Annotated in this window: 9 protein-coding genes and 2 rRNA genes; 9 read left to right on the forward strand and 2 right to left on the reverse strand. The window is 62.2% G+C overall.

The annotated features are described in order from the left end of the window. Positions 1–78: 78 nt before the first annotated feature. Both JN280_RS12465 and rrf read left to right on the forward strand, forming a co-directional pair. Positions 79–2,947 (forward strand): 23S ribosomal RNA (locus JN280_RS12465). A 180-nt stretch (positions 2,948–3,127) separates the two neighbouring features. Then, a 5S ribosomal RNA gene (gene rrf, locus JN280_RS12470) occupies positions 3,128–3,242 on the forward strand. A 271-nt stretch (positions 3,243–3,513) separates the two neighbouring features. Here rrf and JN280_RS12475 read toward each other — a convergent pair. Both JN280_RS12475 and JN280_RS12480 read right to left on the reverse strand, forming a co-directional pair. Next, positions 3,514–5,901, reverse strand: a complete 2,388-nt coding sequence (locus JN280_RS12475; RefSeq protein WP_202312549.1) for a 2OG-Fe(II) oxygenase — start codon at positions 5,899–5,901, stop codon at positions 3,514–3,516. 85 nt (positions 5,902–5,986) lie between these two features. Continuing rightward, positions 5,987–6,586, reverse strand: a complete 600-nt coding sequence (locus tag JN280_RS12480; protein ID WP_202312550.1) for a TetR/AcrR family transcriptional regulator — start codon at positions 6,584–6,586, stop codon at positions 5,987–5,989. A gap of 484 nt (positions 6,587–7,070) precedes the next feature. On the opposite strand from JN280_RS12480, the gene JN280_RS12485 reads away from it, so the two are divergent. From JN280_RS12485 to JN280_RS12515, 7 genes are all read left to right on the forward strand, one after another. After that, positions 7,071–8,207: an ABC transporter substrate-binding protein gene (locus JN280_RS12485; RefSeq protein WP_202312551.1), complete on the forward strand. Its 1,137-nt coding sequence runs from the start codon at positions 7,071–7,073 to the stop codon at positions 8,205–8,207. Positions 8,208–8,267: 60 nt separating this feature from the next. Then, the gene (locus JN280_RS12490) at positions 8,268–9,140 is read left to right on the forward strand and encodes a branched-chain amino acid ABC transporter permease (protein WP_202312552.1); all 873 of its coding nucleotides are present in this window, start codon (positions 8,268–8,270) and stop codon (positions 9,138–9,140) included. 2 nt (positions 9,141–9,142) lie between these two features. After that, entirely contained in the window at positions 9,143–10,096 is a 954-nt protein-coding gene (locus JN280_RS12495; protein ID WP_446720823.1) for a branched-chain amino acid ABC transporter permease, read from the forward strand. Then, positions 10,096–10,884, forward strand: coding sequence for an ABC transporter ATP-binding protein (locus JN280_RS12500; RefSeq protein WP_202312554.1), 789 nt, complete (start codon positions 10,096–10,098; stop codon positions 10,882–10,884). Before JN280_RS12495 ends, JN280_RS12500 begins: the two co-directional genes overlap by 1 nt. After that, positions 10,871–11,572, forward strand: coding sequence for an ABC transporter ATP-binding protein (locus JN280_RS12505; RefSeq protein WP_202312555.1), 702 nt, complete (start codon positions 10,871–10,873; stop codon positions 11,570–11,572). The genes JN280_RS12500 and JN280_RS12505 overlap by 14 nt, the downstream gene beginning before the upstream one ends. A gap of 471 nt (positions 11,573–12,043) precedes the next feature. Further along, positions 12,044–14,143 (forward strand): multicopper oxidase family protein, encoded by a 2,100-nt coding sequence (locus tag JN280_RS12510; RefSeq protein ID WP_202312557.1) that lies wholly within the window; start codon positions 12,044–12,046, stop codon positions 14,141–14,143. After that, the gene (locus JN280_RS12515; RefSeq protein WP_202312558.1) at positions 14,130–16,112 is read left to right on the forward strand and encodes a tyrosinase family protein; all 1,983 of its coding nucleotides are present in this window, start codon (positions 14,130–14,132) and stop codon (positions 16,110–16,112) included. Before JN280_RS12510 ends, JN280_RS12515 begins: the two co-directional genes overlap by 14 nt. Positions 16,113–16,115 lie beyond the last annotated feature (3 nt).

Genomic DNA, 16,115 nt, shown 5'->3' on the forward strand with positions numbered 1-16,115 from the left:
TGACGATCTCTTCGAGATCGCACTGTGCGTGATAATCCCTTCGGGATTACACGGGAGATGGATATTGGCAATGAGAACGATCAAGTGTCTTAAGGGCAATTGGTGGATGCCTTGGCATGCACAGGCGATGAAGGACGTGATACGCTGCGATAAGCTACGGGGAGGTGCGAATACCCATTGATCCGTAGATTTCCGAATGGGGAAACCCACCTAAGATACTTGTAAAATCAAGTGCGCTATGCGTGAGCGAATAGCCGTTAGCGAATAGGGTTTTCTCTATTCGCTACTCGCTAATTCCTATTCGCTGAACGCGGAGCGTTCTTGGTTTACAAGTATCGCTGATAGGTAACTTATCCTGAATTCAATAGGGATAAAGTGGCGAACGCGGGGAACTGAAACATCTAAGTACCCGTAGGAAAGGACATCAACCGAGACTCCGCAAGTAGTGGCGAGCGAACGCGGACCAGGCCAGCGGCTTTTGTGAGACAAGCGGAACCATCTGGAAAGTTGGGCCATAGTGGGTGACAGCCCCGTACGCGTAATGCGAACAAAAGTCCTTGAGTAAGGCGGGACACGTGAAATCCTGTCTGAAATTCGGGGGACCACCCTCGAAGCCTAAGTACTCGTGCATGACCGATAGCGAACTAGTACCGTGAGGGAAAGGTGAAAAGCACCCCGACAAGGGGAGTGAAAGAGTACCTGAAACCGATTGCCTACAAACAGTGGAAGCCTGCAAGGGTGACCACGTACCTTTTGTATAATGGGTCAGCGACTTAGTGTGACGAGCAAGCTTAAACCGGTAGGTGTAGGCGCAGCGAAAGCGAGTCTGAACAGGGCGTTCAGTTCGTCGCATTAGACCCGAAACCGAGTGATCTAGCCATGAGCAGGCTGAAGGTAAGGTAACACTTACTGGAGGGCCGAACCCATAACTGTTGCAATAGTTCGGGATGACTTGTGGCTAGGGGTGAAAGGCCAATCAAACTCGGAAATAGCTGGTTCTCCGCGAAATCTATTTAGGTAGAGCGTCGACCGAATACCCCAGGGGGTAGAGCACTGGATGGGCTAGGGGTCCTTACCGGATTACCAAACCTAACCAAACTCCGAATACCTGGGAGTACTAGTCGGCAGACACACGGCGGGTGCTAACGTCCGTCGTGGAGAGGGAAACAACCCTGACCTACAGCTAAGGTCCCCAAGTTATGGCTAAGTGGGAAAGGATGTGAGGATCCCAAAACAACCAGGATGTTGGCTTAGAAGCAGCCATCATTTAAAGAAAGCGTAACAGCTCACTGGTCTAAATAAGGGTCTTTGCGCCGAAAATGTACCGGGGCTCAAGCCATACACCGAAGCTTAGGGTTTGCGAGCGATCGCAAGCGGTAGCGGAGCGTTCCGTAAGCCAGTGAAGGGAGACCCGCGAGGGCTCCTGGAGGTATCGGAAGTGCGAATGCTGACATGAGTAACGTAAGGGGAGTGAGAGACTCCCCCGCCGAAAGTCCAAGGGTTCCTGCTTAAAGTTAATCTGAGCAGGGTTAGCCGGCCCCTAAGGCGAGGCCGAAAGGCGTAGTCGATGGGAATCACGTTAATATTCGTGAGCCTGGAGGTAGTGACGGATCATTGAAGTTGTCGAGCCTTATCGGATTGGTTCGGCAGCCGCGTGGTTCCAGGAAATAGCTCCTCCTTATAGACCGTACCCGAAACCGACACGGGTGGACTGGTAGAGTATACCAAGGCGCTTGAGAGAACTATGCTGAAGGAACTCGGCAAATTGCACGCGTAACTTCGGAAGAAGCGTGACCCTTCGATGGGCAACCATCGGGGGGTGGCACAGACCAGGGGGTAGCGACTGTTTATCAAAAACACAGGGCTCTGCGAAGTCGCAAGACGACGTATAGGGTCTGACGCCTGCCCGGTGCTGGAAGGTTAAGAGGAGGGGTGCAAGCTCTGAATCGAAGCCCCAGTAAACGGCGGCCGTAACTATAACGGTCCTAAGGTAGCGAAATTCCTTGTCGGGTAAGTTCCGACCTGCACGAATGGCGTAACGACTTCCCCGCTGTCTCCAGCATAGACTCAGTGAAATTGAATTCCCCGTGAAGATGCGGGGTTCCTGCGGTTAGACGGAAAGACCCCGTGCACCTTTACTATAGCTTTACATTGGCATTCGTAGTGGCATGTGTAGGATAGGTGGTAGGCTTTGAAGCAGGGACGCCAGTTTCTGTGGAGCCACCCTTGAAATACCACCCTTATCTCTATGGATGTCTAACCGCGGCCCGTCATCCGGGTCCGGGACAATGTATGGTGGGTAGTTTGACTGGGGCGGTCGCCTCCTAAAGAGTAACGGAGGCGCGCGATGGTGGGCTCAGAACGGTCGGAAATCGTTCGCTGAGTGCAATGGCATAAGCCTGCCTGACTGCGAGACTGACAAGTCGAGCAGAGACGAAAGTCGGTCATAGTGATCCGGTGGTCCCGTGTGGAAGGGCCATCGCTCAACGGATAAAAGGTACGCCGGGGATAACAGGCTGATGACCCCCAAGAGTCCATATCGACGGGGTTGTTTGGCACCTCGATGTCGACTCATCGCATCCTGGGGCTGGAGCAGGTCCCAAGGGTATGGCTGTTCGCCATTTAAAGCGGTACGTGAGTTGGGTTCAGAACGTCGTGAGACAGTTCGGTCCCTATCTGCCGTGGGTGCAGGAATATTGACAGGATCTGTCCCTAGTACGAGAGGACCGGGATGGACGTATCTCTGGTGGACCTGTTGTGGCGCCAGCCGCATAGCAGGGTAGCTATATACGGACGGGATAACCGCTGAAGGCATCTAAGCGGGAAACCCACCTGAAAACGAGTGTTCCCTGAGAGCCGTGGAAGACCACCACGTCGATAGGCCGGGTGTGGAAGAGCAGCAATGCTTGAAGCTTACCGGTACTAATAGCTCGATCGGCTTGATCGTTCTCATTTGCCTATATCCATCGCTATCGCGATGGTTTGTCTGCCCTCACGGCAGTCCCTTCGGGACGCCCCCGGGCGGGGCGCGGCATCAGCCGCGACGGCCGGTCGGCCTTGCGAAGCTTCGCTTCGTTGGCCGTCAAGCCCTGAAAACAAACCAGCTTCTCTTCGTGCGTTTCGCCGACCTGGTGGTCATGGCGGAGCGGCTGCACCCGATCCCATTCCGAACTCGGCCGTGAAACGCTCCAGCGCTGATGGTACTTCGTCTCAAGACGCGGGAGAGTAGGTCGCCGCCAGGTCTGCAAAACGCACGTACAACAATCTTCTCTTTATGAATTCGCTTGCTCCGTAAGCCCACAAAGCCCGCCTCCCCGGCGGGCTTTTTGTCGCTTAGCGCCGAGCGCGGCGCGCGATGCACAGCAAAGGCACGGGCGCTTGATCGAACCCAATCCGGTGGGGGCTGGCCGCCTGCAAGAGATACGGCCTTCGTCGAGGAAATCCGGCGGAGACGTCCCGCGCCTGGGTATACGGTCGACCGGACTGGCGCGCCCTCATCGGCGTGAGGGCCGCTCAGGCCAGCTTCGCCAGAGCCTCGAGATCCTGCCGGCGCTGCCTCACCCTCTTTTCGTAGCTCGCCTGGTTCTTGGTGCAAATCAAAGCATGCGGGCTGCCTTTGCGGAGCGTCGCACAGGACAGGTCGCAGGCCGCATTGCGGATGTTGGTCTCGACATGGCTGCGAATCTCCTGCCGGGCTCTCAAGGTCCACACCTCGGCGATTGGATCGGCCATGAATGCCGTCAAGGATCGACAATGCTCGCAGTCGCAGCGTATTTCCACCGGTCGGCGCCAGTCGGCGGGCGGTGCGAGCGGTTCGGCGATGCGAGCTTCGAGGTGGTTCCGGCAGGCCTTCACCAGATGGTTGACGGCGGGATGTCCCGAAAGGTCAGCACTGCTCGCGAGCTTCTCCGCCGCCGCCACCAGTACTCCATCGAAAGCGAAATATCCGGAATGCGCAAGCATATGCCGGACGGCCTGCAAGGCCAGTTCCGCATCGGCAGCAGCCAGGGCGGCGATGAGATCGACCACGCATCCGACGTCGACAGTTTCGTAGCGAACCACAGGATCGTAGGACGGGCGTCTTGTCGGCAGGGTGTCGACGAACTGCTGCAATACCGGACGAATTTCCGGCAACAGGTCGGCGAAGCTACCTGCCAAGGCTGCGAGCAGCGCGGCCAGAGAGTTCAATCTCCTGTCGGCGGATGACGAGACGATTGCCCGTACCGCCCCGACCTGCCGAGGCTTCGCCAGAGACGCAAGGCTGGCCACCACTTCGGAAACGGTCTCCCTGCCATAGCTTCCGCCTGCAACAACTCCGTCAAAGGCGGCCGCAATCGTGCTGCCTTCCCCGAGTTGCCGCAGAGCCGCCAGCAGCCGGGCCGCTTCCTTGGCTGCAGCGCCACGCTGCCAGATCGCGATCAAGCGCTCCGCCAGTCGCAGCGCTTCGACACGGGCCGCCGAGGGCGCCGTACCGCCTGCAACGAGCCCGACTCGATTCTCGAGATAGGAAAGAGCGGTCTCCAGCCCGGCTCCGACCACGATATCGACCGTCGTCCCCTCCGGCCACAGCACAAGCGCGGCGCGCTTGTAGGTCCGATCGAACGAGGCGCCCTCGTTCCCGGTGGCCTCGTGAAATTCCTCGTCGTCTGGCTTGGCTTCGTCGAGGAAGTCCGGCGGCGACAGCTCATACGGCCGCACGGATATCGCATGAAAGGGTGCAGCCTGATCGTCAACGCGTCGCCAGTCGGTGAGCGTATAGTCGCTGTCCGTGACTTCGCCGACCTCGAATTGATCCTCGTATCGCGAGCCCCGTCTCCACATGTCGGTATGCTCGGCCCAGCCGCTCTCCTCGATCGTCAGCAGGGCCAGATGCAGATCGGTTCCCGCCTCGACCGCAGCTGCCCTGAGCACATCCCCCACCGCCGCATCGATCCCCTTGAGGCCCGCGAAAGCGAGCTCGGCGGGCGTGTATGCATGTTGAAGCGGATAGACCAGCTTCCGCGGGACCTCGTCCCACCCGTCGTCGTCATCGTCTGCGATCTCGTCCCATTCATCGTCTGCCGGTGCCTCGTCCCATTCGTCATCGGCTGTGGCCGCATCCCAATCATCGTCCATCGGGGTCTCATCCCATCCGTCCGCCTCGTCGCCGTCAGGGCGGCCGGTCACATGCGCCGTTTCGGCAACCATCCTGCTCCAGCCCGCGAGCGCCTCTACGATCCTGGCCCGTTCCCGGGCATAGTTCGGCGCGGTCGGCGCCGCACCCTTGCCCTTGCGAACGAGATTGTAGGTCAAGGCAAGGCGATAGCCCGAGGTGACCGGCCGCACTTCGTGGACGCAGTCCGCATAGAAGGCGGCATAGCCGAGTTCACCGGGATCGGAGCGGCGCAGATCCAGGACCTGTTCGCGCCCGTTGTGACGCACGATGAGCTCGCCACCTTCCGATTCTCCGGGAAGCACCAGCACGAGGGTTGCGAACATACCCGCTGCCTTTTCCGTGTCGCGGTGCGGCAGAAAGAAACTCTCCTTGTCGTAGACGAGGAGCTTGTAGAACTGCGCTTCGACCGGATCGCTTACCCCTAATCCTTCCGCAATTCTTTCGAGGATGATGTCCAGGGTACGGATCCACCTCTTGCCGCCGAGCTGCACCCTATCGGGACCGAGCTGCCAGGTCCGCCGCACATTGGTGTCGAGAATGGTCTGTTCGCCACGCCCGAAGGGCGCCCGCGTCGCCGTGGCGATAACCTGTTGCGCCTGGGTCGGCAGCAGAGGCAGCGATATCTGGCCCACGCCCTCGACACGCAGGATCGGCGCGCCGAAATCAACGGTGCCTGAAGCGACAAAATCGCCCGGGCGCTCGACGGTCTCGAGCAGGGTCGCCAATTCCTGAGCAATATTCGACATCGTCGGAAACCTTTGCTTGGGGTGCACCAACCGAATCGGACCGTGACTGCCGCCGAGCCCGACGTCAACAATATCGGGGCGGCGTTCAGCGGTTCAGCGAGGTCACGCCGTCCAAAAAGAGCGCGGTCACCATGTCGGCGTAGCCGTCGCGGCTGAGCGCGCCGCTGGGCTTGAACCAGGTGTAAGCCCAGTTGAGGATGCCGAAAAGCGACATGGTCACTGGCGTGACGCCAGCCCGACCTTCCCCGAGTTCCGGGTTGATCTCGGTGAGCACGTCGGAAAGGGCCTTCACGATGCGGCGTTCCATCTCACGCAGTTCGGCGCGCTGCGCTTCCGGCAGCGAGCCGGTGCCGTTCAGCAGCACGTGGTGGAAGTTCGAGGCCGAACGATAATTCTCAAGCACGCCGCCGATGAGGTGGCGCAGCCTTTCCCGTGGATCGAGGTCGGGGCGGTCGGCCTTGCGGATGGCAGCCTCGAGCTCGACGAGATGCGTGCGACCGATATCGAAGAGAAGCACCTCCTTGCTGGGATAGTAGTGGTAGAGCGAAGCCTTGGAGACGTTGTTTTCCCTGGCAATCTGCGCCATCGAGGCATGTTCCATGCCGATCTTGGCAAACACCGCGGCCGCGCTGTCGAGAATGCTGCGCCGCTTTTCGTTGAAATCGGCGGCTCTCGTTCTCGCCATGTTGTCGTCCCCTCGGCCCGCCGTCGACGACGGACCATCCAACCGCTCGACCGAATCAAGGTCGCCGACGTTTACCTCGGTGCCGACAACGACCACGCATTCGATGCGGTGTGCAAGGTCCTTGGCGATCGGGCCGGGCGACCGAGCCTCGGCGCTCAGCAATGTCTTGTCACAGGCGACCGATGTCGAAGCACTCGATGGGGCAGGTGACGACGCCGCCTGCCGGTAAATGGGAAACGCTTCGATTGCGCCTTTGGCGGCCCGCAAACCTATCGGCAGTCCAAGTCAGAAAGCTCCAAGTCAGAAAGCTCTTGCATTGTCCGACCGCTCGGTCAATAATAAATCGAATTGGAGGAGCGAGACGCGTTTGCAACCGCCGGTACGCCGGTACGGCGGAGCGTGGGAGGCTTGCCTGGAATTCGAGATCACTTTGCGCCCGGCGCCCGAAAGGCCGGATCGCGATCGTTCAACCTGGGAGGAACTTATGAAGCTTGCCTTGAAAGCCGCTGCCGCCGGCCTTCTGCTCAGCGTGGCGTCGCCCGCTCTTGCCGACATCAAGATCGGCGCGACCGTGTCCGAGACTGGGCCGGCTTCGTCGCTCGGCGATCCGGAGGCGAAGACCCTGCGCATGTTGGTCGAGGAGATCAACGCGGCCGGTGGCGTGCTGGGCGAAAAGATCGAGCTGATCGCCTATGACGACGCGGGCGACCCCAACAAGGCGCGAACCTTCGCCACTCGGCTTATCGAAGACGACGAGGTCGTCGCCATCATCGGCGGGTCGACCACAGGTACCACGATGTCGATCATGCAGGTGGTTGCCGACGCCGAGATACCCTTCATCTCGCTCGCGGGCGCCATCGAGATCGTCGATCCGGTGCAGCCATGGACGTTCAAGACGCCGCACACCGACCGCATGGCTTGTGCCAAGATCTTCGAGAACATGAAGGCCGGCGGCATTACCAGGATCGGCATGATCTCCGGCTCCGACGGCTTCGGCGCCTCGATGCACAAGCAGTGCCTGCAGATCATCGGCGACTATGGCATCGAGGTTCTGATCGACGAGACTTATGGTCCCAACGATGCCGACATGACGCCCCAGCTCACCAACATCCGCGGCAAGGAGGGCGTCCAGGCGATCCTCAACGCCGGTTTCGGACAGGGGCCCGCGATCGTCACGCGCAATTACGGCCAACTCGGCATCAAGACGCCGCTGTACCAGTCGCATGGCGTCGCCTCCAAGGCCTTCATCGAGCTTGCCGGTCCCGCCTCGAACGGCGTCAAGCTGCCCGGAACGGCCATTCTGATCGCCGATCTGCTCGGGCAGGACGATCCGCAATACGGCGTCGTGACCGCCTACAAGGAAGCCTACGAGGAAAAGACGGGCTCGCCGGCATCGACGTTCGGCGGCTATGCCCATGACGCGCTGCGGCTGATGGTCGAGGCCATCAGCCGGGCCGGCAAGGCCGAGCCGCAAGCGATCCGCGACGCGATCGAACAGACCAAGGGCTATGTCGGCGTCACGGGCGTCGTCAACATGTCGCCAACCGATCACCTCGGCCTCGATCTCACCGCCTTCCGCATGCTGGAGATCAAGGACGGCGGCTGGGCGCCGGCTCAGTAATCACTCCGGCGACGAAGCCCCGCGCGGCACCGGCGGCCGCGGCAGCGCAGAGGTATCGCGGTGACGGAACTGCTGCAATATGTGTTGTCCGGCTTGACGGTGGGCGCGGTCTACGCGCTCGTCGCACTCGGCTTCACCATCATCTACAATGCCTCCAACGTGGTGAACTTCGCCCAGGGCGAGTTCGTCATGCTGGGCGGCATGATCACCTTCTTCGGCTGGCATGCGGGCTTGCCCCTGCCTCTGGCGGCGGTGCTGGCGATCGTCGCCGCCGCCGCCGTCGGCGTGGCGCTCAACAAGCTGGCCGTGGAACGCGCCCGAGGGGCCCCGGTGGTAAGCCTGATCATCATCACCATCGGCGCGTCCATTTTCCTGCGCGGCGGCGCGCAGCTGGTCTTCGACAAGCAACTGCACCGCTTCCCGGCCTTCAGCGGCGACGAACCGATCACCATCGGCGGAGCGACCATCCTGCCGCAAGGCTTATGGGTGATCGCCGGGGCAGGGATGGTCTTTGGTCTTCTCTACGTCTTCTTCACACATACGCTGACCGGCAAGGCAATCCTCGCCACGGCCAACAACCGCGTCGCCGCGCGGCTGGTCGGCATCAACACCGACCATATGATGACGCTCTCCTTCGCACTGTCGGCCGCCATTGGCGCCCTGGCCGGCGTGTTGATGACGCCGATCACGCTGACCAGCTACGATCTCGGCGTCGCTTACGCGCTGAAGGGTTTCGCGGCTGCCATGCTGGGCGGCATGGGCGTGCCGGCGGGAGCGCTTGCCGGGGGCTTGCTGCTCGGCCTGATCGAGGCGCTGACGGCCGGCTATGTCAGTTCCGTCTACAAGGACGCCGTCGCCTTCATCGTGATCCTCGCGGTGCTGTTTGTCATGCCGCAAGGGCTGTTCGGCCGCAAATCGACCGACCGGGTATGACGATGAAGCTCCCGTCGAAACACCTTACCCTGCTGGTGCTGGCGGCCATCGTGCTGCTCGCTCCCCTCGGCTTCCCGTCCAACTTCTACTACCGCATCGGATCGCTGATCTTCGTCAACGGGCTGGCCGTGACGGGGCTCGTCATCCTGATCGGCTACGCCGGCCAGATCAGCCTTGGTCACGCCGGCTTTGCCGGTATCGGGGCCTATGCCTGCGCGCTTGGTCCGCAGTACCTCGACATATCCCCGGCGCTTGCGATGCTGCTCGGAACGGCCCTGAGTGCCGCGATCGCCTGGGTGATCGGCCGCCCGATCCTGCGTCTCCAGGGTTACTATCTCGCCGTCGCCACGCTGGGTTTCGGCATCCTCGTTTCGATGGTGCTTGCCAACGAAGCGCCAGTTACCGGCGGGCCGGACGGCCACGAAGTGCCCGAGCTCGGCCTCAGGCAATTGATAAGAACGATCGGCATCGATCTTTCCAACGCCCAGTTCTGGTACGCGTTCACGGCGATCTTCCTGCTTGCCGGGGCCTGGCTCGCGCTGAACCTTTACGACAGCCCTTCGGGGCGGGCGCTGCGGGCGCTGCACGATTCCGAGATCGCCGCACGCACTGTCGGTGTCGATGTCGCGCGCTACAAGCTCCTTGGCTTCGTGCTCTCGGCCGTATACGCGTCGTTGTCCGGCTCGTTGCTCGCCTTGATGAACAAGTTCATCACGCCGGACGCGGCGGGGTTCCTCCATTCGGTCGAGCTGGTCACCATGACGGTCCTGGGCGGCGCAGCTTCCGTGCCCGGCGCGGTGGCCGGAACGGCGCTGCTCACCATGCTGCCGCAGGTGCTCACGGCGCTGCAGGACTATGAGCACATGATCCTCGGTCTCGTCATGATGCTGGTGATGATCTTCATGCCGTCCGGGCTGGTGCCCAGCCTGTCGCGTCTGTTGCGGGGGAAGGGGTGATGCCGCTGCTTCGCGTCGAGGGTCTCGGCATCGACTTCGGCGGACTGCGCGCCGTCAACGATGTCGGCTTCCAGGTCGAGCCGGGCGAGATCGTCTCGGTCATCGGTCCCAATGGCGCCGGCAAGACGACGCTGTTCAACATGATCAGCGGCGCGTACCGGCCGGGGCGCGGGACGGTGGCGCTGAACGGCGAAACGGTGACCGGCATGGAGCCGCATCTGCTTGCCCGGCGCGGCCTGTCGCGCACCTTCCAGAACCTGCAGATCTTCCAGAAGATGACCGTGCTGGAAAACGCCATGGCCGGCTGCCATCTGAAGGAACGCGGCAATTTCCTGGCCGACCTGTTCTCGCTGCCCGCCTCGCGCCGGCGCACGGCCGGGACGCGCGCCGCCGCCATGCAACTCCTGGCGCGCGTCGGCCTCGACCGCGCCGCCGACAAGGAGGCTTCGTCGCTCTCCTATGGCGCGCTGAAGCGGCTGGAGATCGCCCGGGCGCTTGCGCTGGAGCCAGTCATCCTGCTGCTCGACGAGCCTGCCGCCGGCTGCAATGCCGTCGAAACGGAAGAGATCGATCATCTCGTCGCCGAAGTGGCGAAATCCGGCGTCGCCATCCTGCTTGTCGAACACGACATGAAGCTCGTGATGCGCATCTCCAATCACATCGTCGTACTCGACCGCGGCGAGAAGATCGCCGAAGGAAAGCCCGAACAGGTGGCCCGTGATCCCAAGGTGATCGAAGCCTATCTCGGCGTTCAGGCGAAGGAGGCGGGAGGCCATGCTCTCGGTTGAGAACCTGCGCTCGCGCTACGGGCGGATCGAGGTGCTGCACGGCGTCGATCTCGATGTGCGCTCGGGCGAAATCGTCACGGTGGTGGGCGCCAATGGCGCGGGCAAGACCACGCTCCTGCGCTGCATCTCGGGCGTGCAGCCGATCAGCGGCGGCAGCATGATCTTCCGCGGCGAGCCGCTGCAGGCCGTTCCGGCGCATCGGCGCGTGGGGCTCGGCCTGTCGCAGTCGCCGGAAGGACGGCAGATATTCACCAATCTCAGCGTCGAGGAGAATCTGCGCCTCGGCGCCTATCTCTTCTCCGACGGCCGGGTCGAGACCGACATGGCGGAGGCATTCGCGCTCTTTCCGATCCTGAAGGAGAAGCGCAACCTCGCCGCCGGCGGGTTGTCGGGCGGCCAGCAGCAGATGCTGGCGATCGCCCGCGCACTGATGGCACGGCCCGCATGCCTGCTGCTCGATGAGCCCAGCATGGGACTGGCGCCGATCCTTGTGGCGCAGATCCTCGACGTCGTGAAGAACCTGAAGGCGCTCGGCATCACGGTGCTTCTGGTAGAGCAGAACGCCTATGCGGCGCTCAAGGTGGCCGACCGGGGCTATGTCATGGAAACGGGCCGCATCACGATGTCCGGGCCGGCTGAAGAACTGATCGCGGACGAACGCATTCGCGCCGCCTATCTGGGCGTGTAGCGGTCTCTGCTTTGTGCCTGTGGCAGACACCATCAGTGGCGGCCGAGCCGTCCGATGCACGCCATGGGCATCGGAGGAGATCAAATACCCGGCATTTGCAGAGGCGATCCCGCTGTTGGTCGGCCGTACGATCCGCGACGCGATCGTAGCGGCGCTCCTCCAGCGGGATGCGGGTCCTCACCTCCGCCCCATACTGCTTGCGGGTGGCACGGTGGATATGGTTGACGATCTTCTCCGCAGGCTCTTTCTATATCCCGGCCTTCTGTCTCATCTTCGCTCCTTTGAAGGAGCTGCGGGCCAGACATCCTTCTCCCTCAGTTAAGCCGATTTTGTCTTGTTGACGCTGATGCGAGGCACAGTCGGCTAAAGTAAAGACTCAATTCTACATCTTATGATCTAGACATGCCGCGCAATGGCGAGCACTATGTCTGCAAGCTCAACTTACATTCAATGTAATTTTGGGAGAGCATCATGTCGTGTGTCGTCACACTGGCAAATGCGCGATTTGTGTCGAGTGTTTTCGTCAGCAGTCTGGGGCTGATCTCGGCACAGCCCGCCGCGGCACAGATCGTAAATCCACCGGTGCTGCAGGACGAGCGTACCCCGATCGCCAAGCCCAATGTCATGGCGGTCCAGCCCGGCGCGGAGGCGCCCCGCGAGGGAGTGACGTTACCCGGCGACCGGCTGCTCGATCTCAAGATCGTCTATTCCGACAACCAGATCTACAATCCCTCCACGGACGGGTACGACAAGGTTCGCCTGCGCAGCTATACGGGCAAGGGCGTCGACCCTGACGCTCCGTTCGTCTCGCCGACGATCGAAGCGGTGCCGGGCGACACCGTGCGCGTCACGCTGGACAATCAACTGCCGTCGGGGCCGCAGCCCGGCGATCCAGGCTGCACTGCGCCAGACACGAAACCCAACACACCGCACTGCTTCAACGGGACCAACCTGCACACTCACGGGCTGTGGGTGAATCCGTCCGGCAATGGCGACAACGTGCTCCTTTCGATCAATCCGCAGACGCAGTTCACCTACGAATACAACATCCCGTCCGACCATCCTGCCGGCACCTTCTGGTATCACACCCACCGCCACGGCTCGACGGCGCTGCAGGTATCGAGCGGGATGGCCGGCGCGCTGATCATCCGCGGCAGTCGCTTTCCCACCCCGACCGCGCATGGCGACATCGACACGCTGATCCCGACCTCCGCGGTGCCGGAACGCGTGCTGGTCATGCAGCAGATCCAATATGCCTGCCGCGCGCCGTCAACGGCCGCCGGGCAACTCGGACCGATCAAGCAGGACATCAACGGGCGTTACATCTGCGATCCGGGTGATGTCGGTGGGATCGAGGGCTACGACCAGTTCGGACCTGGCACCTGGCCGGCATCGGGCCGCTATACCTCGCTCAACGGCAAGGTCTTCAACCCCGACGATCCGCTGAAGGCGGTGCAAGGTCAGATCGAGCGCTGGAGAGTTATCCACGCGGGCGTGCGTGATACGGTGAGCCTGCAATTCGCCAAGGTGCAGGCGGGCAAGCTCGAACCCGGAACGAAGACGCTGCTCGACGCCAAGGCCAGCGCTGAATTCATCAGGGAGACGTGCAGCACTGAGACCGTACCCTATATGCTGATCGCCGCCGACGGGCTGACGCTGGCGGCAGCGCAGGAGACAGCGCTCGCGACGTTCCAGCCGGGCTATCGTTTCGATGCGCTGGTCGTCTTCCCCGAAGCCGGCCGCTATTGCGTGATCGACGCCTCGGCACCCAGGTCAGGTGTGGTCAACGCGCTCGACGTAGGGCCGCAGTTGCTGGCAGTGGTCGAGGTCGCCGCGGGAACGCCGGTCGACGACGTGGCGTCCTATGTCAACGGCAAGCTGATCGAACTGGCCGAGGCCAACATGCCCGAGGATGTCAGGTCGACGGTGGTGGACGATCTCAAGGCGGGGACGAAATTCACCAGCTTTACGCCACACCCGGACATTTCCGATGGCGAAGTGGAAGGCAACGGCACGCAGGAGCTGACCTTCTTCATCGACACGACGGGTCCGGACACCAAGTTCGAGGTCGGCAACACGCTCAGCACCGCCAACGTGAAGCCTTACGATCCCACCCGGCTCGACCGCGCGCTGCCGCTGGGCAAGGCGCAGGAATGGACGCTGCAGTCGCATTTCGTGAGCCATCCGTTCCATATCCATGTCAATCCGTTCCAGATCGTCTCGATAACCGATCCCAACGGTAAGGATGTGAGCGCGGCGGGCGCGACGGACGACGCCGGCGGCGCGCCCTATGACCCGCAATATCCGGGGCTCAAGGGAGTCTGGAAGGACACGCTGTGGATCAAGAGCCTGATCCCGCAGTCCTTGCCCGCGGGTTTCTCGGGCGTCTATACGATCAAGCTTCGCACCCGCTACCAGCGATACATCGGCACGTTCGTGCTCCACTGCCACATCCTCGATCACGAGGATCAGGGCATGATGCAGAACGTCGCCGTGGTGCTGCCCGATCAGGTGGGCGATATCACCCAGAGCAACGTCATGACCATGGGTGGGCATAATGGCCACCAATGAGATCATGGAGGCGTCTGTCGCGCCGTTCACCTGGAGCGACGTCGAGGCCATCCTGGCCGCGGCGGGCGGCACCGTTGGCCCCGGCAAGCTGGTCGGCCTGACGCTGCCGGAATTCCTCACGCTCCAGCTCTATGGAATGCCGTTGATCGCGCCGGCCTCGAGCTGCTGCGGCGCGAACGACGGGCGTGGCGCACGCTCCGCGCTGATCCGCGGGCTTCGCGGGCTGCCGCCGTTCGACGGCAGCCAGTTCCTGCGCCTGCCCTGGGGCGGCCGGCCGGTCGCCGATGCCGACATCGACCGGATCGAGGCGTGGATCGACGAGGGCTGCCCCGGCGCGCTGGTCGGATCGATCGAACTTGCCGGCGAACTGAGCGTCGCGACCGAAGCGCGGATCGAGGTGAAAGGTATTGCAGGCACCGTCTTCAATGCGGCGCCCGATCCGGCAGCGTGGCGCTATGCCAAGGGCGAGTTGCGACAGCGGATGGACGTCGACGTGCTGGACGATGCGCAGAAGGAACGGCTGCGCTACGCGTTTCGCGAACTCTACAATCTCAACAAATGGGTTGGCGACAAGCGCAGCTACAACAATCTCGCATTGATCCACCAGAATCATTGCCAGCATGGCTGGGAACGCTTCCTGCCGTGGCATCGCGTCTACCTCTACGAATTCGAACAGGCGCTGCAGGACTTCTGCCCGGAGGTGACCATGCCGTGGTGGGATTTCCCCGCTCCGCGATACAGGCCGGACGATCCCGGCAACGGCGCCATCCTGCCCGATGCGTTCAAGGCGTTCCTGACCGAGTCTTCGGTCGGCTTCCTCCGCGATCACGGCTTCCCGGCGCAGGTGAGCACGCTGGTCGGCCAGCTCTGGGCCAATCCGACACAAGCCTATGACGCTGTCACGGGCGCGTGCGGCAAGGACTATGTGGAGGGAGAGAACCGCAAGCGGCTGATCGATGCGTTGCTGGAAGCCAATTCGCTCTGGTATCCGCTGCGCTATTCCGGCCAGTTCGGCAGCGGTACGATCAACACCGTCATTCACTACCACTACCCGGCGCAGGAAGACATCGACGAGATTCTGGGCCTGCGCACTTTCCGCGATTTCGGCGGCGGCAGCCTCTATGTCGACAGCTTCGGCTTCCTCGACCAGAACCCGCACAATACGATGCATATCTGGACAGGCGGCATGAACCCGGCGTTCAAGGCCGAAGCTCCGGCCGACCGCAACACCGCGGTGCGCGTTGCCGGGCGCAAGTTCCACAAGCGCGACGATCTCTATTCCGAGCCTCAGTTCGGTGACATGTTCTCGAATCTGACCGCGTCCTACGACCCGATCTTCTGGCCGGTGCACGCCAATATCGACCGGCTATGGTGGCGCTGGCAGCAGGAGCATCCCGACGGGCTCCCCGCCGATCTCGATTCCGCGCTGACGCCATGGAACTACGCGGTGCGCGATACGCTCGACATGAACCGCTTCGGCTATGAATATGTCCGTGGCGGCTGCCTCATGCCCGTCGGGCTCGCCAATCCGGTTGGCCGCTTCGTCTCGGCGCCGATCGCGGTACCCGACGCGCGTTTCCGCTCGGCCGAGGTGCGGCTGCACCGGGTGCCGCAGTTGCCGCGGTCATGCTTCATCCGGATCTTCCTGAACACGCCGGAGGCGGATGCGAGCACGCCGCTGACCGTCGAGGGCTATGCCGGCTACGCCGCCATATTCGGCCATGGCGAGTGCTATGGCGGTCCCGGGCATTGCGACATACCGCCGGCGGAGAGCCGCAAGTTCGACCTGCGCGAGCGCAGCATGAACACCCCGCGCAATCACCGCATCGACGTGACGCGCGCGGCGCGGCGGCTGATCGCGGCGGGCGCGACCAGCCTCACGGTGAGCCTGGTCGTGATCGGAGCGTCCTACGAGGAAGACCGCGAACTGCTGCGGCTCGACGGGGTCTCCCTCAACTTTCTCGATTGAGGC

Origin of the sequence: Mesorhizobium sp. L-8-10, from assembly GCF_016756635.1 — a bacterium.
Taxonomy (GTDB): domain Bacteria; phylum Pseudomonadota; class Alphaproteobacteria; order Rhizobiales; family Rhizobiaceae.

Bases quoted from the DNA above. Each gene is read 5' to 3' on its own strand.
- JN280_RS12475 (WP_202312549.1), bottom strand. From the start codon at position 5,901: ATGTCGAATATTGCTCAGGAATTGGCGACCCTGCTCGAGACCGTCGAG.
- JN280_RS12480 (WP_202312550.1), bottom strand. From the start codon at position 6,586: ATGGCGAGAACGAGAGCCGCCGATTTCAACGAAAAGCGGCGCAGCATT.
- JN280_RS12485 (WP_202312551.1), top strand. From the start codon at position 7,071: ATGAAGCTTGCCTTGAAAGCCGCTGCCGCCGGCCTTCTGCTCAGCGTG.
- JN280_RS12495 (WP_446720823.1), top strand. From the start codon at position 9,143: ATGAAGCTCCCGTCGAAACACCTTACCCTGCTGGTGCTGGCGGCCATC.
- JN280_RS12500 (WP_202312554.1), top strand. From the start codon at position 10,096: ATGCCGCTGCTTCGCGTCGAGGGTCTCGGCATCGACTTCGGCGGACTG.
- JN280_RS12505 (WP_202312555.1), top strand. From the start codon at position 10,871: ATGCTCTCGGTTGAGAACCTGCGCTCGCGCTACGGGCGGATCGAGGTG.
- JN280_RS12510 (WP_202312557.1), top strand. From the start codon at position 12,044: ATGTCGTGTGTCGTCACACTGGCAAATGCGCGATTTGTGTCGAGTGTT.
- JN280_RS12515 (WP_202312558.1), top strand. From the start codon at position 14,130: ATGGCCACCAATGAGATCATGGAGGCGTCTGTCGCGCCGTTCACCTGG.